This window comes from Streptomyces sp. RLB3-17 (assembly GCF_007113425.2).
GTDB lineage: Bacteria > Actinomycetota > Actinomycetes > Streptomycetales > Streptomycetaceae > Streptomyces > Streptomyces mirabilis_D.
The window spans coordinates 8,610,018-8,634,412 of record NZ_CP041610.2; the positions used below are offsets into that span (position 1 = coordinate 8,610,018).

Annotated in this window: 13 protein-coding genes; all 13 read left to right on the plus strand. The window is 73.0% G+C overall.

Features of this window, described 5'->3' with window-relative positions; all coding sequences use genetic code 11:
- Positions 1–40 precede the first annotated feature (40 nt).
- The 13 genes from FNV62_RS38660 (at position 41) to FNV62_RS38720 (ending at position 24,373) form a co-directional block, all read left to right on the plus strand.
- Positions 41–1,048, plus strand: coding sequence for a hydroxyacid dehydrogenase (locus tag FNV62_RS38660; RefSeq protein ID WP_097286721.1), 1,008 nt, complete (start codon positions 41–43; stop codon positions 1,046–1,048).
- A gap of 957 nt (positions 1,049–2,005) precedes the next feature.
- The gene (locus FNV62_RS38665) at positions 2,006–3,352 is read left to right on the plus strand and encodes a radical SAM protein (RefSeq protein ID WP_143628549.1); all 1,347 of its coding nucleotides are present in this window, start codon (positions 2,006–2,008) and stop codon (positions 3,350–3,352) included.
- 277 nt (positions 3,353–3,629) lie between these two features.
- The gene (locus FNV62_RS38670; protein ID WP_097286723.1) at positions 3,630–5,141 is read left to right on the plus strand and encodes a cellulose-binding domain-containing protein; all 1,512 of its coding nucleotides are present in this window, start codon (positions 3,630–3,632) and stop codon (positions 5,139–5,141) included.
- A gap of 430 nt (positions 5,142–5,571) precedes the next feature.
- Positions 5,572–6,285, plus strand: coding sequence for a Crp/Fnr family transcriptional regulator (locus FNV62_RS38675; protein ID WP_054236954.1), 714 nt, complete (start codon positions 5,572–5,574; stop codon positions 6,283–6,285).
- 114 nt (positions 6,286–6,399) lie between these two features.
- Complete coding sequence (locus FNV62_RS38680) at positions 6,400–7,299, plus strand: hypothetical protein (protein ID WP_143628550.1); 900 nt, start codon at positions 6,400–6,402, stop codon at positions 7,297–7,299.
- Positions 7,300–7,304: 5 nt separating this feature from the next.
- Positions 7,305–9,827 carry a hypothetical protein gene (locus FNV62_RS38685; protein WP_143603282.1) on the plus strand — a complete coding sequence of 841 codons (2,523 nt, stop codon included), beginning with the start codon at positions 7,305–7,307 and terminating at the stop codon, positions 9,825–9,827.
- The gene (locus FNV62_RS38690) at positions 9,820–10,917 is read left to right on the plus strand and encodes a hypothetical protein (RefSeq protein WP_225900513.1); all 1,098 of its coding nucleotides are present in this window, start codon (positions 9,820–9,822) and stop codon (positions 10,915–10,917) included. The genes FNV62_RS38685 and FNV62_RS38690 overlap by 8 nt, the downstream gene beginning before the upstream one ends.
- Positions 10,914–11,462 carry a Pycsar system effector family protein gene (locus FNV62_RS38695; RefSeq protein WP_060898396.1) on the plus strand — a complete coding sequence of 183 codons (549 nt, stop codon included), beginning with the start codon at positions 10,914–10,916 and terminating at the stop codon, positions 11,460–11,462. Before FNV62_RS38690 ends, FNV62_RS38695 begins: the two co-directional genes overlap by 4 nt.
- Positions 11,463–11,561: 99 nt before the next feature.
- On the plus strand, positions 11,562–13,835 hold the full coding sequence (locus tag FNV62_RS38700; RefSeq protein WP_225900514.1) for a VWA domain-containing protein: 2,274 nt from the start codon (positions 11,562–11,564) through the stop codon (positions 13,833–13,835).
- Between the two features lie 135 nt (positions 13,836–13,970).
- Positions 13,971–17,471 carry a tubulin-like doman-containing protein gene (locus FNV62_RS38705; protein ID WP_143609506.1) on the plus strand — a complete coding sequence of 1,167 codons (3,501 nt, stop codon included), beginning with the start codon at positions 13,971–13,973 and terminating at the stop codon, positions 17,469–17,471.
- Positions 17,468–20,071 carry a hypothetical protein gene (locus tag FNV62_RS38710; protein WP_143628551.1) on the plus strand — a complete coding sequence of 868 codons (2,604 nt, stop codon included), beginning with the start codon at positions 17,468–17,470 and terminating at the stop codon, positions 20,069–20,071. Before FNV62_RS38705 ends, FNV62_RS38710 begins: the two co-directional genes overlap by 4 nt.
- A 58-nt stretch (positions 20,072–20,129) precedes the next feature.
- Positions 20,130–22,265 carry a hypothetical protein gene (locus FNV62_RS38715; protein WP_225900515.1) on the plus strand — a complete coding sequence of 712 codons (2,136 nt, stop codon included), beginning with the start codon at positions 20,130–20,132 and terminating at the stop codon, positions 22,263–22,265.
- A complete protein-coding gene (locus FNV62_RS38720; protein ID WP_143628553.1) occupies positions 22,262–24,373 on the plus strand; it encodes a hypothetical protein in 2,112 nt (703 codons plus the stop codon). The genes FNV62_RS38715 and FNV62_RS38720 overlap by 4 nt, the downstream gene beginning before the upstream one ends.
- Positions 24,374–24,395: the final 22 nt, after the last annotated feature.

Genomic DNA, 24,395 nt, shown 5'->3' on the forward strand with positions numbered 1-24,395 from the left:
CGCCCTGTTTCGTCAGTCACCGAGCCGGAGGGTTGACTCCTTGCCCGAGCGTCCCGTGGCGATGTTCGCCATGTCCGCCGAGAACGTGCCGCAGATCTTTCCGGCCGAGGTCATGACCCGACTGCGCGAGGTCGTGGACATCGACCCCGCGCTGGTGGCCGAGGACTTCTCGGAGCCTCGTGTGCGCGAGGCGCTCGGCGGGACCGAGATCCTGATCACCGGCTGGGGCTGCCCGCGGCTGGATGCGGCCACGCTGGACGCGGCGCCGAAGCTGCGTGCCGTGCTGCACTCCGCGGGCTCGGTGAAGGGCTTCACCACACCGGCGGTCTGGGACCGCGGACTCGTGGTGTCCTCGGCCGCCGTCGCCAACGCGCTGCCCGTCGCCGAATACACCCTCGCCATGATCCTTCTCGCCGGCAAGGACCTCTTCGCCCAGCGCGACCGGCTGCGCGCGCGGCGCTCCGTGCCCGGGTGGGCCCTCGTTCCCGGCATCGGCAACTACGGGCGCCGTGTGGGTGTCGTCGGAGCGTCCCGTATCGGCCGCCGTGTGATCGAACTGCTGCGGCCCTTCGATCTGAGGGTGAGCCTCACCGACCCGTACGTCGACGAGGGCGGGGCGGCCGAACTGGGGGTTCCTCTCCTCCCGCTCGACGACCTGCTCGCCACCAGCGACATCGTCACCGTCCACGCCCCCCAGACCCCCGAGACTCGGCACCTGATCGGTCGCCGTGAACTCGGCCTGATGCCGGCCGGGTCGGTCCTCATCAACACCGCGCGGGGGTCGCTCGTCGACCACGACGCGCTGATCGACGCGCTGCGGGTCGGGCGGTTGAGCGCGATCCTCGACGTGACCGACCCCGAGCCGCTGCCGGCCGACTCGCCCCTCTACGACCTCCCCAACGCCTTCGTCACCCCCCACCTCGCCGGCTCCCAGGGCAACGAACTCACCCGTCTGGGCCTGACGGTTCTCTCCGAGGCGGAACGGGTCGTTGCGGGGGAGGGGGTGGAGTTCGGGGTGGATGTGGGGGTGTTGGAACGGGGGGCGTGACGCGGCGCCCGGACTTTCCTCGCCCCCGCCGCCCCTACCCATCCCATCCCCGGGGGCTGCGCCCCCCGGCCCCCACCTGGGGCTGTGTCCCAGGACCCCGGCTTGGGGCTCTGCCCCGCAGCCGCTCTCGGCGCTGTGCCCCCGGCCGCCTGCCTGGGGCTGCGCCCCTGGCACCCCTGCCCGGGGCTCCGTTCCGGGCCCGCGCTCGGGGCTGCGCCCCTGGCACCCCTGCTCGGGGCTCCGTTCCGGGCCCACGCTCGGGGCTGCTCCCCGGCCGCCTGCCTGGGGCTGTGCCCCGGGACCCCGGCTTGGGGCTTGCCCCTGGGACCCCCATTCGGGGCTGCGCCCCGGGTCCCGCGCCCGGGGCTCGCCCCGGGGGACCCCCACTTGGGGCTGCGCCCTGCAGCCGCTCTCGGGGCTGTGCCCCCGGCCTCTTGCCTGGGGCTGCGCCCCTGAGACCCGCGCTCGGGGCTGTGCCCCGGACCCGCGCTCGGGGCTGTGCCCCCGGCCCCCACCCAGGGCTTCCCGGGGCTCGGGCGGCGGTCCGTGTTTGGGGTGCCGTTCTGGGGCCGTGTTCGGGGCTTGGCCCTTGGGGGCCTGTTCGGGGCTGTGGATCAGGGTGGGTCTTGGGGTTCTGGGGCGCACCCGCAGCTGGGTTGCGCTCGGGGCCCGTTCCGGGGCACCCGTGGGGAACTCGTCGCGGCGGCCCTGCTCCTGCTCCGGGAAGTGAAGGTCCGTACGGGCGTTGCGGACGTGGTCCTCGGAGTCTGGGGCGGGGCCGCGCCGCTCGCGGCCATCTGGGCGCGCCCGAACCCGACCCGGCGCCGCCGTCGGACGTGCGCATCGCGCGCCGCGAGGGGACCCGGCACGGCTGACGCACAGGCAGGGGCATACCGTGAGGAGTCGAGCACGGAGACTTGAACGAGTCGGGAACGGGTCGGGAGCGAGGAGAACGGGATGGTCGGCAGCCGCACCGCGTTGGTCGAGGATCTGATGGAGCGGTTCCCGCACGTACCGCGGGAGGCCGTCTTCAAGGAGGACCTGCTCCGCGGAGGTGTGGCCTTCGACGAGTCGGCGCTCTCCGACAACGAGGACGGTGACGTCAAGCCGAAGTCGTACTTCATCTTCTCCTTCGACCACGGCACCCTGCCCGAGCTCGGCGAGGCCGCGCTGCGCCGCCCGCCCGAGGAGATCATCCTCACGGGTGGGCCGTACGACCTGCGGCGGACCGTGGTGTCCGTGCGGGTCAATCCCGCCTCGCCCTATCGCGTCGCCGCGGACGACGAAGGCATGCTCGGGCTCTACCTCGACGGGAAGCGCATCGCCGACGTCGGCGTGCCGCCGATGCCCGAGTACTACCGGCACACGCTCTCCAACGGGAAGTCCGTGATGGAGGTCGCCCCCACCATCCAGTGGGGTTATCTGATCTACCTCACCGTCTTCCGGGTCTGCCAGTACTTCGGTGCCAAGGAGGAGTGCCAGTACTGCGACATCAACCACAACTGGCGCCAGCACAAGGCGGCGGGGCGCCCGTACACCGGGGTGAAGGACGTCGAGGAGGTCCTCGAAGCCCTGGAGATCATCGACCGGTACGACACCGCGAAGGCCTCCACCGCGTACACCCTCACCGGCGGCGCGATCACGTCGAAGCTGCAGGGGCGCGACGAGGCCGACTTCTACGGCCACTACGCCAAGGCCATCGAGGAGCGCTTCCCGGGACGTTGGATCGGCAAGGTCGTCGCGCAGGCGTTGCCGCGCGACGACGTGCAGCGGTTCAAGGACTACGGCGTGCAGATCTACCACCCCAACTACGAGGTGTGGGACCGCCGGCTGTTCGAGCTGTACTGCCCGGGCAAGGAGCGATACGTCGGCCGCGACGAGTGGCACAAGCGCATCCTCGACTCCGCGGAGGTCTTCGGCGCGCGCAACGTGATCCCCAACTTCGTGGCCGGCGTGGAGATGGCGGAACCGTTCGGCTTCACGACCGTCGACGAGGCCATCGCCTCCACCACCGAGGGGCTGCGCTTCTTCATGTCGCACGGCATCACGCCCCGCTTCACCACCTGGTGCCCGGAGCCCACGACCCCGCTCGGCAAGGCCAACCCCCAGGGCGCGCCGCTGGAGTACCACATCCGGCTGCTGGAGGCCTACCGTTCGACCATGGAGGACTTCGGGCTGTCCTCGCCGCCCGGATACGGGCCGCCCGGACCCGGCCACGCGGTCTTCTCGGTGAGCTCCTTCATGGACAGCCTCCCGGCGCGGGAACCCGCGGTGGCGGAAGCGGCCGGACCGAAGATTCCGTAGAACCTCTCAAAAGTCGACGGCGATCGAGACGTATCGGCCTCCCTTCCGTATCACCTTCCATACGGCGGGAGGGAGGCTGCGCGCGCTCGGACGTATGGCGCCGCAACCGCTTGCCACGCTAATTGAATACCTCGCTTGTCAGTTGTGTGGAAAGCGTGAAAGGCTCGGGCCCCGTCGTTGAGACGGCCTCAACTCCCTTGTACAGAGGGTGAGTTGACGATCACGTTCAGACGTTTCTAGACGTTGCACCTGGAAGCAGTTGATGCAGGAGCCCCCCATGCCCGACCTGCCGACCCCCCAGAACGCCGCCGAGGCCGCGCTGCTCTCGGAGTGCTGGGACGCGGTCCTGTCGTACGCCGATCTGTGCACGTCCGGTTCGGCCTCGGCCACGCAGCTGGCGACCGAGGCGTTTACGCACGGCATCGACGAACTGCGCGCCGCCACCGCGGCATCGAAGAGTACCGGTACCGGACGCCGGGCGCTCAGGCTGCCCCGCATTCCGCTGCTGCTGGCCTCGGTCCGTACCGTGGCCGCCGCCTGGGAGACGAGCGGGCTCGGCCATCGGCTCGACCCCGACCTGCGCCTGTGGCTCCACTCGGACAAGGCCGCCCGCTACGTCGGACCGCCGCTGCACCGCCCGCTCGCGCTGCGCGGCCTCAGGGACATGCAGGAGCCGGACGCCGTTCTGCTGTGGCTGGCCGAGGTCGAGTCGCTGCCGATGTCCGCGGTGGCCCGGCGGCTCGGTCTCGATCCGGCGGCCGCGTCCTCCGAACTCGCCCAGGTGCGGGCGCTGTTCCGGGACCGCTGCCACCGCAACCACCTCGACACGCCGATGGACGCCCACTGCCGCAGCTATGCGCGGCTCCTCGACGCGGTCACCCGCTCACCCAGCGCCGAGACGCCCGAGGACCTCTCCCGGCACATGGCGCGCTGCGTCGAGTGCGCGGAGGCCGCCGCCTGTCTGCGGCTGCACGGCGGCGGGCTGCCCGCGGCGCTCTCCAGCGGTGTGATCGGCTGGGGCGGCCTCGCGTATCTCGAACGGCGGCGCCGGGCCGCCGAGGCCGGCATGATCGGCGGACGCACGGACGCGGCCGTGGACACGGGGCTGAACGAGGGCAAGCCGGTCCGGCCCCGGATCGGCCGGACCGGGATCCTGGTGACGGCCGTCCTCGTGTCCGCACTGGCGCTCACGGTCTCGCTGATGCCCTTCGGCGGCTCGAAGGGCGACGACGCGAACGCCGCGCAGGGCGAGTCGACGGACGGGCAGTCCGTGGCGGACCCGGGCCCCACCTTCCCCTCGGGCTCGAAGACGAAGTCGGGGTCGGGATCGGGGACGGGGACGGCGGGCTCGCCCGCGGTGGCGGACTCGACCTCGCGTCCGGCGGGCAACTCCGATCAGGAGGCCCAGGGCGAGTCCTCGTCGCCCGCCGGGAAGCAGGGCGGGGCGAAGGGTTCCACGAAGAGCGCCGCGCCGGACTGCCGGGTCAAGTACGAGATCGTGAGCGAGTGGCCGGACGGCTTCCAGGCCACCGTCACCGTCACCTCCACCAAGGCCCTCGCCACCTGGAGCCTCGGCTGGACCTTCAAGGACGGCCAGCGCGTGGGCCAGATGTGGGACGGCACTTTCACCCAGGACGACTCCCACGTCACGGCCACCGCCGCCGACTACAACAAGACCGTCGCCGCGAACGGCACGTTCACCTTCGGCTTCCTCGGTTCCTGGACCGGCTCCAACTCGGCCGCGCGCAACTTCACCCTCAACAAGGCCAGTTGCCAGGCCGTCGGCTGAGCATCCGGCCGAGCGGTGTGACGCGCGAAGGGCCGGGGTGACGCGCGAAGAGCCGGTGTGACGCGCGAAGAACCGGACACCGTCCCCTCACCCCGTCGCCACCTCCTCACCACCCCTCCGGCGGCGGAAACCTGATTTTTCGCCAAGTCCGCCACCCTGGCCGTTTCCCGTGTCGACGGGGCCGGCCGTTCGGCGCTGGTCCTGACCTCAAGGTCGTCGGTGGGGCGGGAGCGGAGTCGGACGGTCCGGCCGCGGTCACCGGTGGTGGGGGCCTTGAGGGGACGCCCTCCCCGGGCGACCCACCTGGCACTTCGCCACTTACCGACCAGTACTGCCGATCTGGCGTAATTCACTCGTCTCAATGCTTCGCTCTGCCACCATCAACGCCTCTGAAAAGTCAGGCGGCATGATTGCGGCGGGGGGCGTGGCCATGGGGCTGCTCGGCAATGAGCTGGCTTTCGCGCGCGCTCTGACCCCTCAGGAGCGCGAGAGCGTGATGGCTCTCGGCAGCCGGAAGCATTACGCGGCCGATGCCCACCTTCTGACGGAGGGTGACCGGTCCAGTCACGTCCTGATCATCATTCGGGGCTGGGTGACCGTTTCCGTGGCGACGGACCGGGGTGCCACACGGCTGATACTCGGTCTGCGGGGTCCCGGTGAACTGCTCGGCGAGATGGCCGCCCTGGACCCGCATCCCCGCAGCGCCACCGTGCGCGCGCTGGGTCCGACCGAGACCCAGGTCATATCCGGGGACGCGTTCCGCCGGTTCCTCGCCCTGCATCCCCGCGTCAGCGGTCTGGTGATACGCCAGCTCACCTTCCGGCTGCGCAGCGCCGACCAGGAGCGGTCCGCGCTCGCCTCGCTCACCGTGCTGCAACGGCTGGCCGGCCGGCTCACCGAACTGTCGAGAGCCGAGCCCTCCGGCCCCTACAACCCGGCCGTACCGGGCGGCGCCACGCACACCGGCACCGTCGTCCAACTGGCCCAGGACGAACTGGCCGCCACCATCGGAGCCACCCGGGAAGCCGTCGCCAAGGCACTGAAGCTGCTGCGCACCCAGCACGTCGTGCGTACCGGCAACCGGATGGTGGAGATCCTCGACCCCGAACTGCTCGCACTCCTCGCGGACGGTCATCAGGAGTAGACCCACACCTTGCCGTAACCCACGCCTCGTCGTGTGTAAACGGCTACAGACGGCCTTCGTCCCCGGGCCCGACGCTGAGGGGGACGGCAAGTGGAGAGAACAAGGGGGCACGGGGTGGACCACGACGCGATGGATCTCGCCGAAGCACGCTACGAGTTGGTGATCAGCGTCGACGCCCGGCGTTCCGGGGAGTACGACGACGTCGACAAGCAGCGCATGCGCGAGCGGATCTACCGGGTGCTGGAGGCGGCCTTCACCCACGCCAAGGTGGCGCGGGACGCCGTACACATGGAGGACCGCGGCGACGGTGTGCTGCTGTCGGTGGCCGGCCGGATCGCGGTGACCCGCCTGCTCGGCCTGTGGATGGTCGAGGTGCACGAGAATCTGCGGGACGAGAACCGCGGCCTGAGTGTTCCCCTCGGGCTTCGGGTGGGCATGCACGTCGGGCCTGTCCGGCACGACGGCCGGGGCATCAGCGGGCGCGCGGTCGACCTCGCCTGCCGGCTGGCCGACTCGCCGCTCGCCCGACGGTTGCTGGACGCCGAGCGGGCCGACCTCGTGCTGGTGGCCTCCCAGTCGCTCTACGAGGACGTGGTCAGCAGCGGCGGCAAGTTCATCGAGCCCGCGCACTACTCCTCGGCCCGCCTGGAGCTCAAGGAGGGCGAGGTCACCGCCTGGTTCCACCTTCCCGGCCGGCCCGCTCCCGAGATCCCCACCGCCGCACCGGCAGCACCTGACGCCGACCGTGCCGATGACGTCGATGACGCCCGCGATATCCGTGATGTCAGTGGCACCCGTGATGTCAGTGGCACCCGTGATGTCAGTGACGCCAGTGGTGTCGATGACACCCGTGGTGTCGATGACGCCCGTCGCGTCGACGGAGAGGACCGCGCCGACGCTCCTCGCGCCCACTACACCGTCCACGGCGACATGTCGCAGCACAGCGACAACGTCTACCAGCAGCCCGTGCACATCGGGCGCATCACCGGCGACGCCGGCCGACGGAAGGGCTGATCGCGGTGACCGACGATCAGCAGGCGGGCGGCGGCGCCGAGCCCGCACCCCGCAAGGGGGCCGACGCCCGTTCGCCCGAGGCCGACGGGAAGGCCAGGAACGACCCGCCCCGTGCCGACGAGGGCAAGGCCGAAGGCGACGAGGGTGCCGCGGGGAACGACGCCCCGGACGAGGGCGACGTCAAGAAGGACCAGGGGAAGAAGCAGGAGGAGGAACGCGAGCGCGCCGCGGGGCGGTTCAAGGAACACACCCGCGACCCGCTCGCCGAGGAGCAGGGCGAGGACGGGACCACCGACCTCGCCGCCGCCTCGCGGGCCCGCCGCGCCACCCGGATGCTGTTCGACACCGGCCGGGACCTGAACAGCTTCGACCGCTCGTACTTCCAGAGCGCGCACATCGGCGACATCCACCTGCGGATGGACGCCCGTCACTCCGGTGCGGGGATGCGCAGCGGACCCGTGCCCGACGAGGAACTGCGCAGGCTCCGCCGCGTCCATGTGGAACCGCAGGGGTACGTACAGCTGCGCAACGCCCTCGGCGCCCGTCGGCTGCTGGTGCTCGGCGCCGCCCCCGGCACCGGACGCACCAGCACCGCGCTCTCGCTCCTCGACGAGGTCACCGGCCCCGCGGCGGACGCCACGGGCACGGAGCCCGGGGCCGGATCCCGGGTGCGCCGGGTCGATCCGGACGGTGGGGTGCGGAAGTTGGCGGGCTCGCTGGCCGTCGAGGGCGAGGAGGCGCGGCGCGGCACCGGTTACCTGCTGGAGCTCTCCCTCACCGGGCCCGGTGCGCTGCCCCCGGACGAGATGGACCTCGACGGGCTCGCCGCGGCGCTGGCCCGGTGCGAGTCGTACGCGGTGGTCGTCGTCACGGTCGGGTCGGCGGCCAACCCGCTGCTGGCCGGGCGGTACGGCAGACTCTGCCCTCCCGCACCCACCCAGGAACTGCTCACCACCCGGTTACGGGAGCGGCTGGAGGAGCATGTCGCCGCCGCCCCGGACGGTGAGGTCCGGCTGGAGGACCTGCTCGCCGGGGCGGAGGAACTGGCGGTCCGCCGGGACGTCAAGGACGCGGTCGGACTGAAGGACCTGCGCCCCGCCGAGGCCGAGTTGCTCGCCTCGCTGCTGGCCGCACACCAACTGGGGGAGGTCCCGCGGGACGAACTGCTGGCCGGTTGCCGGAGCCTCGCCGCCGACCAGGCCCAGGAGTGGTTCGCCGGAGTGGACCGGGCGCTGACGGCGCCTCCCGCCGAGCCTGAGGGCGGCGCGGGCCGGCCCGGTACGGCGGCCCTGTTCCACCCGGTGGCGTTCCGTATCGCTCTCGCCGTACTGGGCGGCGCCTCGCACAGCGCCGTGGCCGCCGCCGCCCACCTGCTGACCTGGGAACTGTCCGTACAGTGCGATCCGGACCACACCCCGGCCCGCCCGCTGTTCTGCGACGACCCGGAAGCCGATCTCGCTCTCTCGCGCGCCGAACTGACCGACGGCCGGCTCGAGGTGGCCGGGACCGAGGTTCCGGCCCGGCTGATCTGGTACCGGGGATCCGCCCTGCCCTCCGCGGTGCTCACCGAGATCTGGGACCGGCACTTCCCCGTCCGGGCACCGATCGTGCGCTGGCTGCGGCTGCTCGCCGACGATCCACGCCCCCAGGTGTGGATGCGCGCCGCGGTGGCCGCCGGGGAGCTGTGCGCGCGGGACTTCGACCACGGATACGCGGAGCTGATCCGGCCGCTCGCCGAGGCGGCCACACCCCGTCGGAGGATCTTCGCGGCCACCACCCTCGACCAGGCGGCCGGTCACGCCTCGCACCGCAAGGCGGTGCGCAAGCTGGTCGACGACTGGAGCAGGTACGGGACGAAGGCGCTGCGCTGGACCGCGGCGATGGCACTGGGTTACGGGAACGCGGCGGACACGACGGAGGACGCCCTGGACGCCCTGGCCCGGATCGGGGTCCGCGACGACGGGGAGCAGCTTGCGGTCGCCTCCTTCAACGCCGTACGGCTGCTGGCGCTCCCGGACGGTGCCAAGGTGCTGCGGCGGATGGCCGACTGGACCCACCACAAGCGCGCGGAGTACCAGGACCTCGGTCTGGTGACCACTGTCCGGCTCGCCGTGACCTCGGTGGACGAGGTGCTGTCCGACGAGCCCGACTCCCCGCTGGCCGACCGCGCCGACTGGCCACTGCCGCTCGCCCTCGCCGTCTCCCGTCCCGAACTCGTGCTCCCCATGGCCGACTTGATGTGGAGCGCGCTGAACACGGCGCGCTCGAAGGACGTGGCTCTGGACGCGCTGGAGTCCCTGCTGCGTTCGGCGGTGCGCGGGGACGGCACCGAGGGGACCCGGCCGGGGCTGGCCGCGCTGCTGCCCGCGCTGGCGACCGAGGAGAACGACCGGCGGCGGCTGGACTGGCTGCTGCGCCGAATGATGAACGATCCGGAGGATCCGCTCCCCGACGCGCAGGCGCGCACCCTGTGGTGGCTCGCCGTCCCGCCGAAGGAGAGGACGGGCGAGGAGGACAGTCATGGCTGAGGACCAGGACGCGCGGGCGAAGGCGAGGGAGCGGCTGAGGGCGCGGAAGGCGGCCGCGGGACCCGCGGGCCCCTTCCTGCGGGAGTACGCGCCGACGGGCGGATCCCCGCAGGTGAGCGCCCAGAAGGCCTCGGTGCTGTTCTACCGCAACGGCGGCTACAGCGTGGTCACCGTCTCCGGTGTCCGGCACGTCGACAAGCGGGCGCTGGCCCGTCCGTACACCGTCTGCGAGATCGCGCTCGGCACCTATGTGACGACGCTTCAGATGGAGTTGCCGGCCGCCGGTGGCACCACCTTCTTCAAGGCCGAGGTGGACATCCACTGGACGGTGACCGATCCCCATCTGACCGCCACCGAGGTCGTCACCGACGTCGCCCAGCGGCTCACCGCCCCGGTGCTGGAGCGGCTGCGCGAGGTGTCCTCGGCCTACCGGGTGACCCAGGCCGAACAGGCCGACCGCGCCATCACCCTGGAGTGCGCCGGCGGACGCTGGGCCGACCTGGGCACCGAACTCGGAATGCGGGTACGGCTGTACGTCCGCCTGCGGGTGGACGACCGGACCATCGAGCACATGGACGGCATCCGGGACGCGCACGCCTCGGCCGAGGTGACCCGGGTGCACCAGGCAGCGTTCCGCAAGATGCTGCAGGGCGGCGAGCTGGAACAGCTCAGCTACATGCTGGCGGCCGAGCCCGAGGCGGCCAAGGACTTCCTGGAGAAGATCCGCCAGGAGGGCCGGCAGGACGAGAAGGAACGGGTCGACCGGCTCTTCGCCATGGTCGCCAGCGGCCAGATCCAGTCCAACGACATGGAGACACAGGCCCTCAACCTCCTCAACCAGGGCCGCCACCCCCTCCAGGGACCCATCGGCTCGCTGCCCGCCCGCCGCGAGACCCCACAGCTGGCGCCGGCCGCCGACGAGCCGTTCACCCCGGACTGGGTGGCGGACGAACCGCCCTCCCGGGCGGACCGGGGACCACGCGCGAGAGAGCCCTACCAGGGCGACCCCCAGGACGCCGAACCCGAACCGCCGCGCCGCCGCACACGCTCCCGGGACGACGGATGGTCCTGGGCGGAGGAGGACCGGTGACCGGCGACGGCCCGGCGCGCACCTCCCCCGACCCGGTCGGGCCCGTGCCGGACGGGGGTCCGCACGGGTCCGACCGGGGAGAACGCATCGCCGAAAGGCTGCTGAGCACGGTCAGGGAGGACCTCGGCCGGGCCGACGCGAAGGCGGCCGTACTGCTCTCGGGAACGCTGGCGCTGCCCGCGTTCCTGATCGGACGGCACGGCCCGCCCGACTGGCGCGGGCTCGCCGACGTGACGCTGATCCTCGCGAGCGTTCTCTGGGTGGTCGCGGTGACCGCGCTGGTCGGCGCGCTCATGCCGCGCACCCGCACGGTCCGCGGCCGGGACGGGGTGACGTACTTCGGCGACCTGCTGGCCCCCCGCGACCTCGCGGGGCTGTCCGCCGACGTCACCGAGGCCGGACGCGACACCGCCGGATGGCTGCTCGTCCAAGCCGTGGACGTCAGCTCGATCCTGTCCGCCAAGTACCGGGCCATCCGCTGGGGAGTGGGCTCGCTCGCACCTTCCACGGCGCTGGCCCTGGCCTGGAGCCTGACCGCCCGCTGACACGCGGCACAGCACGTACACGACACAGAGACGAACCAAGGAACCAGGGGGACGGCCGTGGAAAGCATCACGGGAAGACGGCAGACAGGAAGGGGCCGGGTGCGCCGCCGAGCGGTCGGCGCGCTCGGCGGCATGGCGGTGCTCGTGTCCCTGCTGGCACCCGCCGGCCATGATCCGGTGCCGGCGGCGGATTCCGAACCCGCCTTCCCGGCGGTCAACTACTCCATCGCCGTGGACGAGTCCGCCAGCCTCGCACCCGAGGACATGAAGGCCGAGAAGGCCGCCGCCGCACGCATCGCGCTCGGCGACGTCTCCTCGTCCTCCCACGCCACCGTCTTCGGTTTCGCCGCCGCCGAGTCCGACTCCCAGCGCGCGGTGGACCCGGTCTGCCCGCGCACCACGCTGGACGCGGCGGGCCGCGAGACGGTCGGCACCTGCGTCGACAAGCTGCGCGGCCGCACGAAGAACGAGGGCACCGGCACCGACTTCCCGAGCGCGATACGCCAGGGAGCCCACGACCTCACCACCGGCACCGACCCCTCCCAGCCCCGCGTGCTGTTCCTGCTCACCGACGGAAAGCTGGACGTCCAGGACAGCCCCAAGTACGGCGACCCCGCGCACCGCAAGGACGAGGGCGAACAGCAGCTGACACAGGAGCTCGAGAACGCCGCCGCCCAGCACGTACAGATCTGGCCGCTCGGCTTCGGACCCGACCCGGACAAGGCGCAACTCGACCGGATCGCCGCCGGCGGATACCAGAAGGGCTGCGTCGAACTGCCCTCCGCCCGCCCGAGCGCGGGCAAGGTCTCCGGGGCCAAGGACGTCGGCCCCGTGCTGGAGAAGATCTTCGCCGCCGCCCACTGCCTGCGCCACGAACAGGGCCCCAGCAAGCGGCCGCCCGCCACCCTGGAGATCGGCATCTCGCCGCTGGCGACCGTGGGCAGCATCGTCGTCGACAAGGGCGACCCCCAGGTGAAGATCACCTACCTCGACCCCAACGGCCACCAGGTCCCCACCACGGGGACGTACCGCAAGTCGGGTTTCGAACTGGCGGGCGGCAGCGGCACGGTCGAGGCACTGAAGATCGTCGACCCGGTGCCGGGCACCTGGCGCGTGAAGGCCGAGGCGCCGGAGGGCCACCGCTCCCTGCCCGTCGCCGTCAGCGTGCTGTGGCAGGGCGAGTTGCGCGGCGCCATCACCATGGACCCGCCGTCCCCGCAGGCCGGCGAAAAGGTCACGGTGACCATGCGCCTGCAGACCCGCGAGGGCTACGAGATCAAGGACGCGCGCGACTACGAGGGGCTGCGCGTCCGCAGTGAACTGACCGGCGACGGCTTCGACCCGCTGGCGCTGCGCCTCACCGACGACGGCGAGGGGCCCGACTCCAAGGCGAGCGACGGCTCCTTCACCGGTTCCGTCGAGATCCCCAAGAGCGCCGACGGGGCACTGAAGGTGAGCGGCACGCTGACGGCCTCGGGGCTGAGCGCCGACACCCGCAGCGAGGGCGGCCAGATCGCACCGGGCGCACTGCCCGTCACCACCGCGCTCGAACTGCCCACCGCGAACACCCACCCCGGCTCCACGGTCACCGGCACGCTGGCCGTCCACAACACCAGCGACACCCCGCACACCCTGCGGCTGTCCGTCGCCGACCTCAAGTCCGGGCTGCTCACGCTCACCCCGGCCGAGATCCAGGTGAAGCCCGGCGAGTCCGGCACCCGGAAGATCACGGTCGAGGTCGCCCCCCGCGACGTCTTCGGCGACCGCCTCGGCGACGGCGGACTGCAACTCGGCGGCACGGTCACCGTCGTGGACACCACCGACCACGACCGGACCCTGGTGCGCACCCCGCTCTCGGTCCGGGTGACACCCGAACCGGGCGTCTGGGCGAAGTACTGGTGGGCGTTCGTGTCCGCCGCCGCACTGATCGCGCTGGCCACCGTGGCGGTCCTCGCCTGGCTGCGCCAACGACGCACCCGCAGGGACCCGTTCGGCCTGGTGCTGCGGCTGGTCTCCGCGGAGGGCGACGTCCTCGGCGAGCACCTCGCAGGACACGGACACAAGCAGTGGTACGAGTTCGCCGTCGTCGAACCCCACCGCAGCCCGCGCATCGAACGGCGCGCCCACGGCCCGTACGCCGTCCAGCGCAGCCCCGAGGGCGGAGCGGTGCTGCGCAAGCGCGGCGGCGGCCGGACCCCGCTGCCCGCCCGCGGCCAGGTCCAGCTGACCGACACGCTGAGCCTGGCCCTCGGCGAGGACACCCGCGCCTCGAAGGTCCGCCGACCGCGGCCCTCCGCCCGGACGACCGCGGGCTCCACCACCTCCGCGACCGGTACCGGCGAGAGCGGGAGCTCGTACGGGTCGTATCTGTGACGCCTCGGGCGGCCCGACGCGTCACCGGGCCGCCCCGCGCACCGCACCGCGGCCCGGCCGCCGTGCCGCGCGCACTCCACGGACGTACCGAGCACGAACCGGCCGCCGCGACGGCCGCAAGCGGGGAGGAAACCCATGAAGATCTTCCAGCCGATGCTCTTCGTCGGCCTGGGCGGCACCGGTGGCCTGGTCGGCGCCGAACTCGAACGCAAACTGCGCGCCGAGCTGTGCGGACCGGACGGCGTCGCGCTCAGCCACCTCAGCGGACACGCCCCCTACCAGCTGCCCGACTGCCTCCAGTTCGTCTACGCGGACTACAGCGAGTCCGACCTCCAGCGGCTGCCCCAGTTCAACGTGGACCCCTCGTTGCGGGCCGCGTACTCCCGTACCTCCCGGGCCACCCACAACCTGCTGCCGAACTTCGACGCGTCACCCGAACTGACCAAGATGCTCCGGGCGAGCCTGCGCGACGAGGTCGCCGACTGGCTGCCGCCGCGCATCGACGAACCGAAGGTCACCCCGCTGCACAACGGCGCGGGCCAACTGCCCACCGTCGGACGCGCCGCCCTGTTCGCCACCCTCCGGCACAGCCTCGCCCCGGTCCTCGAGCCGCTGCTCCAGGCGATCGACGCGATCGCCAAGTCGGCCGGTGAACTGGCCGAGCTCGGCGGCGGCAAGGTCAACGGCTGCGACGTGTTCGTCGCCTTCTCGGTGGCCGGAGGCACCGGCGCCGGGATCTTCCTGGACTATCTGCACCTGATCAACCACGCCTTCCAGCTGCGCCGCTTCGACGGCGTGAAGATCTACCCGCTGGTCGTGATGCCGTCCTCGTTCTCCTCGGCGGGCGGCGGCGGACGGGAGGCGGAGCTCAACGCGGCCCGCGCGCTGGTCGACCTGTTCCGGCTGGTCGACGCGCAGAACGCGCCGAGCGAGGGAACGGAGATCGGCGACCTTGACCTCGACCTCGACTCCGGGCTCGGCATCCGCTACCCGGGCACGACACCGATCCGCCTGCGCACCGGCATCCTGCCCACGGCCTTCCTGTTCAGCCCGACCGCCGGCATCCGCCAGGACGACCTGCGCCGCTCCATCGTCTCCCTGGTGATGTCGCTGATCGGCACCGAACTGGGCGACAGCCGTCCCAGGGGCCGGGCGACGGCGACCGACGACGACTTCCAGACCTTCGCCGCGAGCTTCATCAACCGGGGCGTGCACCGCAGCGCCGTGTCCCCCACCGGCATCGGCCGACAGGGCGTCTCCACCAGCCTGGTGGCCTCCATGACCGCCCCCATGGACCAACTGGCCGACCTGGTGGCGGGCCGCCTGCTGCGGGAGGCGGTCACCGACCTCGTGGAGCGGCCCCGTACCGCGCTGCGCGACAACGCGGTGCCGCTGATCAGGCAGCTGTTCGCCGACTCCCACCTCGAAGAGCTGTGGGAACGCGCCCAGTTGGCCGTCCCGGAACCCGATCCGCTGCCGCGCGGCGGCAAGGCCATCGAGCAGGCGCTCGGCGAACGGCTCACGGACATGCAGCGGCTGCTGTCCGACCTCCAGTCCATCGCCGACCGCCAGGCCGCCTCGATGGCCGACCGGTTCGCCCCGCGACCCGCCATCGACAAACTCCTCCAGAGTGTGGACCCCTTCCTCGCCGAACGCATCGTCAGAGGCGTCCAGGACAGCGACGAACCGATCGCCCGGCTCGGCTTCCTCGGCATGCTCGACAGCCGCTCCCGCGCCCCGCAGCGCCCGCCGGGCGTGACCGATCAGCCGCCCAAGACCCCCAGGATCAAGGGCAGGCTGGCCGGTATGTCACCGGCCCGCTGGGGCGACGACGACGTGCAGGCCGCGCTCCAGGAGCAGGACCTCTGGTACCAGTGGCGCAGCCGGACCGTGTGGCACGAGGCCTGGCGGGAACAGCAGCAGCAGTGGCAGCCCCCGGCGGCCACCGCCGGGGCCGACCTCGGACGCCTGGTCAACGCCTTCCGCAAACACTCCGACCAGGAACGCAAGGTCTCCGCGCAGAAGGGCCTCGAACTGTACGAGGACCGCACCGGGATCTCGTATCTGCTGCCGCCGCAGCGCACCCTCAACCACTTCTACGAGGACGTGGTCACCCGGCTGATCCGGCGGGAGGGAATGCGCGAGAACGACGACGAGGCCGCGCTCCTGCTCAGGATGATCGACGGGGACACCTGGCGCGAGGTCCACACCCTCAGCCGCCGCAATCCGGACAACGCGGTCGCGGTCGTCAAGGCACAGCTGGAGGGCCGCATCACCCGGCTGTTCGCGGAGAGCGGCGAACACCTGGAGGAACGCCCGCTGCTGCCCGCCATGGGCACCCTGCTGGCCGCCGCGGCGGGCGACGCGGACGCCGCCGACCAGGTCAGCAAGGAGGCGCTCGACCTGTTCGGCCGCAAGCTGACCGGGCTGCTGCCGGTGGGCTTCACCCCGGAGGGCACCGGACCGCTGCGGGTCCTGGTCACCCACCCGCGGGTGCAGGCCGTGGAGGAGGTGCAGGAGTACCTCGGCAAGGCGCTGCGGCTGCCGTCCGACGCCAAGAACTCCGTGGAGTACCGGGGAGTGGAGAGCGACTCCGTCACCGTGGTCCTCTTCCGCAGCGAGATGAGCCTCACCCAGGTCCCCGAGGCCCGCAAGGTGCTCCGCCAGTGGGCCAGGGCGAAGGACTCCGAGCAGGCCCAGGACGTACTGCGCTGGCGGCAGCGGCTCGGCTACCGGGACAGCTGGATGGTCAGCAGCGAGGAGGACCGCCGCGTCATCCTGCACCGGCTGCTGTGCTGCATGTGGAACGGCCAGGTCGACGTGGTGGACGGCGACCCGGCGTCGCCGGAGCGGCTGAGGCTGCGGCTGTTCCCCGAGAAGGGCGCCCATGTGCCCGGCGTCCGGCTGCGGCTGGGGGACTTCCCCGGCGGGGTGTCGAGCTGGGCGGAGCTGCTGCGGTCGTACGAACGCTGGACCGTCCTCGACGACGAACGGACCGTGGAGGACTACTGCCGTGAACTGATGGGGGCGCAGCCGCTCGGTCTCGCCAGGAGCGCGAGCGAACCGCATCCGCTCTTCGTCGAACTCGTCGAGAAGACCGCCCCGCGGCAACTGGAACTGCTGGCCGACCGCCGGGAGCGCGGCGGCGAGCGGGTCGAGGGATGGGTGCGCCCGCTGTGGGAGTTCTGGGCCAAGACACTGCCCGCCGCGCTGGACACCGAGTTCGGGGACCAGCGCGCCGTCCAGCCGACGCTGCGCACGCTGCTGGAGCACGTACGCGGCGGAACTCCCACGCCGCACGTCCGCAAGGAGGTCCCCGAACCCCGGCGTGCCGTGCCCGACGAAGACGACTGGGGCACCGCACCGCGCGCCTCCTTCGACAAGTACCCGAGCGGCGCGGAGGAACGTCCGCGCCGCGCGTCCGTGGACGACTACGACGACGGGTACGACGCCGACCGCGGTGATCGGGGTGACCGCGCCGACCGCGGTGATCGGGGTGACCGCGTCAACGGGCGCTCCGGCGGCGCCGACCGGCCCTCGGTGCCCTGGGACGAGCCCGGTGACCCCGGCCCGTACGGCGACGACGGTGAGCGCGAACGCTCCCGCCGCAACCCCTGGGACGGTGACCCGGAGTGAAGACGTCCGAAGACCTCGGCACCGTCATCCGGCTGGACCTGCGCAGCGGCGCGGCGGAACTCGACACCGCCAAGACCGTGCGGGCCAGTGTCGCCCGGCAGTTGGGCCGCGCCGGGCTGCCCGAACCCGACGATCCGCTGTTCCTGGTGATCGACACCCCGGCCGGGCTGACCGACCACCAGCGGCAGTACGAACTGCTCACCGCCTACCGGGCCGTGGGCGAGGTCAGGATCCTGGTCCTGCTGGTGGGCAGCGCACCCGGTTCGTACGCGGGTGAGGACGAGGCCTTCCAGCCCGACCGGCGCCTCGTGCGGCCCGCGGTGCTGCGGGCCTCGGGCACCGCCCTGCTGTGGGCGGGCGATCTGCGCTCCGCGCGCACGGCGCTGGAACAGCCCGAGCCCGACGCCCCGGAGGCGCTCGCCGTCCTGGTGGACGTGCTGTCGGTCCCGGACGTCTACCTGAAGGTCCTCGACGGCCTCGGGGCGCTGCCCGACGCCGTCGCCGCGCCCGGCGTGCGGCTGTTGGAACAGGACCTGCCCCTTGAGGTGCGCGACCGGGCCTGGCGCGACGCGCTCGTCAGGTTCGCGGGCGAGGACACCGAACTCGCCCCCGACCTGCTGGCGACCGCCTCCTCCGGCGCCGATCTGCCGGAGCCGCTGCGGAGTCTGGTGGCGGGCCGGGGCGGCCGCGACCAACGGCACCGGGAGCCGGGCGGCGTGGCGGACAGCACGTACGCCGCCGGCGCACAGGCCCTCGACTACGCCGAGGACGCGCTGGCCGGACTGCGCTCCCTGCCCGGGCTGTTGTGGGCCTCCCGCAGGCAGGCGTTCGAGGCGGACCTCGACCAGGCGCACCAGGCGCTCGGCGAGTACCGGGACCTCGTCGGCACGGCCCTGCGCGGCGGTGGCTCCGGTACGGCGCCGTCCGCCGCCGAGACGGCGGCCCGGCTCGGGGCCCTCGGGCTGCGGGTGCCCTCGGCCGAGGGCATGGGGGAGCGGATCGGCGAGGGACTGCGGGAGTTCGCCGGAAAGCTGCTGGGACAGGGGCTCGCCCTGCGGTCCGTGGCCCAGCGCTTCACTGGGCTGGCCGGGCGGGTCGAGCCCGTACCGGGTTCGGCACTGGTGCGCAAACTCGCCGACCACTCCACCGAAGCGTTGTCCCGGCGGCCCGTCGTGGGGAACGGCCCCGTGGCCACGGGGCACGGCGCGCTGCCCGCGGCGGCCGTGGCGGGGCTGCTCGGGGGCCTGTGGCGGGGGCCTCTGGCGGCGCTGGCGATCGCCGTCCCGCTGGTCTTCCTCGCGGTGGCGCTGCTCGGCGCGTCCAGGCTGCGGGGCGCGGGACGCCCGGGCCGCTGGGGCTGGGGTCCCCGGGCCGCGGCACTCGGTGGCGCCGCGGCGGGTGTGGTGGTGGCGTACGCGGTCGAGCCCCCGCTCTGGCTGAGCGCGCTCGGTCTCCTGGCGGGCCTCGGTGTCGCGGTGGAGACGGCGCGCCGGCTGTGGCGCGCCGCGATCGACTCCTGGGCGGCCTTCCACGCCACCACCGCGCTGCGCGAGGCCCTGGCCGGGCTCGACGCGCTGCTGGCCGAGGCGGTCCGTGAACACTGGGCCGTCGAGGAGCGCCTGCACTGCGCCGACGCCGCCCGGTCCGTCGCCGGCATGCTGCGGGCGACGGCCGCCGCCGCGGTGGCCGAGGCGGTGCCCGAACCCGAGCGGCCCACGGTCACCGGCGCGCCCGGCCCCGAGCCGCTCGACGCGGACGACTGGCTGACCAGTACCTCGGTCCTGGAGACGGACGCGTTCGCGGTGCCCGACGACGGGGACAGCGACTGGGCGAGCGCGTACGCCTGGCAGGACGGGGCTTCCTGGAGCGAGCCCGGCGAGCCCGGTCAGCCCGGCGCGCGGGGTGGGTTCGCGGAGTCCGCGGGGCCCGCCGACCCGTGGGCGGACCGTACCGCGGGAGTTCCGCGCTGGCTGGACCGCGAGAGCGGCGAGGGCGGACCGGAGCTGGTCGCCGTCCTGGCCGGTGACCTGACGGACGCCGCCATGGTGGCGATGGAGCCCTACTGGGGTGCCGTCGAGCGCGGCCAGGCCGGCGCCCTCGCCGTCCGGCGCACCGAGGAACGGGTCCGCGACCTGCTCTCCACGGCCCGCCGCCACCTCCAGCACAACGGAGTACTGGCCCCGCCCCCGTTCGCCGCCGACCACCGCACCCGGGCCGGCTCGGCGAACCTGCTGGGCACCGACCCGCGCCGGGTGGCCGACCTGGTGGGCACGGAGGCGGACCGGCAGGCCGTGGTCCAGCTCTCCTCACCCGAGCAGGGAACGCTGCTCAGCCGGGACCCGGCGGCCGCGGTGTGGATCAGGTTCGCGCCGGAGGCCGTGCGCGACGAGGTCGAGAAGACCTGGCGGACCACCGGCTGCGTACCGCCGGAGCAGACGCTGTGGACCTCCTCGGGACGCTACGCCGGCCTGGTCCGGCTCACCCCGCTGCGGATGGGCGTGGTGGACACCGTCCGCTCCCGCCAGAACTCCCCGGCCGACGGGTTCGACCCGTACGACCGCGCGGACGCGCACGACCGTGAGGACGGCGACAGCTGGTGACCCGCATCCCGTATCCCGGCCCGGCGCACCCGTACGACCGAGAGGACGGCGACCGCTGGTGACCAGCACCTCGCATCCCCACCTGACGGAGCCGGACGGTCCGCGCTGGAAGACGCTCGCGTTCACCGTCCCCTCGGGCCGGCGCCGGGTCGCCCCCGTCCGCTTCGGCCCCGAGTCCCGCCGCGATCCGCTGCTGCCCCAGCTGATCCGCAACGGACTGCTCGACGACGAGGGGCAGCAGTGCGTCCAGGTCCGCCTGAACGCCGCCGACGCGGCCAACCCGGCCGCGCGCGCCCTGCTCGACGCGGAGGCGGGCACCGCCCTGCACCTGCACCGGGCCCTCGACGACACGGAGTACACGGCGCTCTTCCCGAGGATCGTCGGCTACGAACTGGACGCGGCCGAGCCGTTCCTGCTGTACGCCGCGCCGCGCGGCGCCGCCCTCGCGCGTACCCATGTGATGTCCGCGACCGACCAACGGGTCCTCACCCGCGACCTGATGCTCGCCCTGTGCCTGCTGGACAGCCAGGAGCTGGTGCTGCGGGGCATCTCGCCCGCCACCGTGCTCTGGGACGGCGCCTCGGTCCAGCTCTGGGGACTGGAGGGGGCGGCCCGTACCGGACGGCCGAGGACCCGGTGGGGCCGGGCGCCCTACTGCTCGCCCGAACAGCGCCGGGGCGAGGGGCTCGTCGACCCCCGGGACGCGGTGTGGAGCGCCGCCCAGGTGCTCTACCAGCTGGTGACCGGCCGGCCCGGCCCCGGTGACCGGGCACCCACCGACCTCGGCGAACACCGGGTGCTCGCCGAGACGTTGCGGGGCGCCTTCGCCCCGCTGGCCGCCGACCGGCCGACCCCCGCCCAACTGCTCGACCCTCTGGCGCCGGGAGCCGCCCGGCGCGTCACGCTCGCCGTGCCCGCCGACGAGACCCGCGCGCACCGGGAGGCGTTCGAGCAGGCGCTGCGCCTCAAGCGGCAGGCGCCCGTCCCCCACCAAGGGGCCGGGACACCGGCCGGGCGCAGCAGCGACGGCCAGGTGCTGTGCCCGTACTGCCTGGAGCACATCCAGCTCGACCTCGCCCAGCTCTTCGTCACCGACAGCAGGATGCAGTACAAGCCGCTGGACGTCTCGACGATCGGCAACGCCCTGCGCCGCCAGGACGTCATGCGCGGTGCCGTCCAGAAGTGCACCGCGGACCGGGACTTCCCCGAGCACTTCATCCCGGTGCCCTACCTCACCTACGGCCGCCCCCTGACCGTCGCTATGGTCGGCCAGTCGTCCACCGGCAAGAGCCACCTGCTGACCCAGATGATCGCGGAGATCACCGACGGCGGCCTGGAGCCGTTCGGCCTGAAGTGGCAGTCCGTCAACCCGGAGCAGCACGCACGGTTCGTACGGGAACGGGTGCAGCCGCTGCGCAACGGCAAGGTCCTCGACCACACCGGTGCCCTCGGCCTGGACGGCTTCGCGCGCTTCGTGGAGTCCCTCCTCATCACCGACGCCCACGGGCAGGTACGTCCGGTCGCCTTCTTCGACCTCGGCGGCGAGGACCTCGTACGGACCGATGCCGCGCTGCGCTTCCTGCTCGGGATCGACGCGCTGATCTTCGTCGTCGACCCGGCGCTGGCCCTTCCGCTGCCCCATCTGGACCACGCCAGGGAACGCTGGGGTGTCGAGGTGAACCGGGACGGCGACCTCGCCTTCGGCACCGTCCTCGACCGGCTGCCGAAGAACGGACCGTATCTGGACGTGGCCGCCGCGATGGTGCTCGGCAAGGCGGACCTCCTGCGGTTCCAGCCGCCCGTCGACCGGTGGCTGGGCCGGGCACCGGCCACCTCGCTCGACCCCGAACGGACGCGTGAGGAGAGCCGGGACGTCTACGGGCTGCTGCGACAGCACGCCGGCCCGGCCTGGCTGCGCCCCTTCGACGCGATCCGCCGGTGCACCCTGCATGTCGCGTCGGCCACCGGCGGCCAGGAGGAACAGGGCCGCTATCCGGCGGGGGCGGGGCCCCGGCGGGTGCTGGAGCCGCTGCTGGCGCTGCTGGCGCTGCACGGGATGGTCGAAGTGCCGGGCGGCGCCGAGGCGTTCGCCGTGGGAGAGGTGCCCGCGTTCGAGGCTGTGCCGTCGGCGAGGGCCGGACGAACCGGGGGAGCGGTGGGAGCCGCGGGATCCGCGCGAGGTGAGGCGAAGTGAGCGACTTCCAGGATCGAGTGAGCGACTTCCGGGAGCGGAGGAGTCCGGCCGCCCACGGGGAGCAGGCCGGCGCGCACGGGCCGGGCGGTGGCGGCACCGGGGGCTCGGTGCACCAGGTCGTCTTCCGTTGGGACGGCAACCAGGGCCGCCAGGGCACCGGCATGAAGGCCGTCGCCCACTCCTGTCCGGCCGAACGCGCCGAGGAACTGGGCAGGGAACTGGGCCCGCTGCTGTGGGTGTCCGGTACGGCCGCCGCACGGCAGAGCGTCGTACGCACCCTGTCCCGCGACGGCGACGTCATGCTCGTCCAGCGCTGGCCCACCACCGACCGCGGCGGCCGGCCCAGCACGATCAGCCATGTCCTGATCGGTGACCCCGGAACTCTGAAGATCCGCCAGTGCCTCGGCCTCTCCTACGGCGGCTGGGGCGGCCGGGAGTCCGCCGAGAAGGCCTCCGGACGCCTGCGCGTGATCGAGTGCGCCCAGCTCGACGCGATGGCGCGCAAGCGGCTCCCGGCCATGCTGGAGCTGCTGCCGGCGGTCAAGCACGCGCTGATCCTGGTCGCCGCGGAGTGGCTGCGCGATCCGGCGCAGCGGGTGTCGCTGCTCGCGGAGGAGAAGGGGCAGCCCGGCTGGCCGGAGCAGGACACCGTGCCGGTGGCGTATCTGGGGCTGTTCCTGCTCTTCGGGCGCTGGCTGGGGCAGGAGTGGACGTTCGCGACCCACGACACGGTGGACACCCATCAGCTGCGTCTGACGTGCGTCCCGCACTGGGAGCCGGACGCGGGCGGGGCCGGCCCACTGGCCCGGGTCACGGGCCGTCGGGTCACCCCCCGGTTCGAGCACAAGGCGGCCGCCCGACTGGTGGACCACCTCCTCGACCGCCTCCGCGCGCATCCCGACGCCCCCGCCGGGGTGCCCCAGCTGGTCGATGAGCTCGCCGGCGGCGCGGGGCTGGAGTGGGCGCGGCGGCGCGTCCTGCTGCACGAGATCCTCAGCACCGACCGCCGGACCGGCACGCGCACCGACGCGCCCGCGCCCCGCTCCGCGGAACCGGGCCCGGTCGGGGAGGGGGACGAGGGGGGCGAGAGGGGCGAGGACCGGGAACGGGCCGAGACGACGCCCCCGCCGCGGCTCCCGAAGCCGTACCCGTACCCCGCCCCGCACCTCGACCCGCGCCCGGATGTGTACGCGGACCCGCGCCTGGATGTGTACGCGGACCCGCATCCGGACTCGTACGCCGACCCGTATCCGGACACCTACGCGGCCCCGGCACCCGAGGATTCTCCCCCCATGGCCCCTCCGCGCCCGCTGCGGGCGCCGGTCCAGGCGCCGGGCCGGACTCCCGCCCACGAGGCGTACGGGCTGCACCAGGACCTCCTTGACCATCGGCGCGGGAACCACATGCAACGCAGTCTCCTGGCGGCGCGTCTGCGCACCCTGCCCGACGAGTTGCTCCTGGGCGAGCTGTGCTCCGCCGACCTGCCGCCGGAGTCCGTGGAACTCCTACTCGACGAGCTGGGGAACGAGCACCGCCTCCAGGAGCGCCGACCGGAGATGCGGCACGACCTGTGCGCGGAGGTGCTCCACAACGGCCTGTACTTCACGCCGTACGGACAGGGCCCGGAACCCGTGTCCAGGACGGCCATGGTCACCCGGGCCGCCGACCTCTTCACCTGGGCCGTCGCCCCGCTGGCCCGGGAAGAGCGCTATCTGCGCGATCTACGCGAGCTGCTTCACCGCATGACCCGGGACAGCCACCCCACCGGGGGCAACTGGCTCCGCCAGAGCATCATCGCCCCGGCGAACGGCCAGGTCCCCGACCTGCCGCCGGTCCTGTGGCAGCAGATCCTGCGCGACGTGCTCAGCCGGGGCGAGCGAGCCCCCTCCGCCCAGCCGTCGCCCGCTGCCCCGCAGCCGCCCTCCGCCTCCCAGGCGCCCTACACCGTCCCGGACCCCACGACGGCCCCGGAACCCTCCTCCGTCCCGCCGAGACCCCCCACCCTCACGTCCCGGCTCTCCGACCTGACGAACAACCCGGGCTGCGTGATGGGAGTCGGCTTCTCGGTCATCGCCGTGCTCATCACCATCGTCCTGATCGTCCTGTGAGCCGAAGCACTGATTGAGCGGC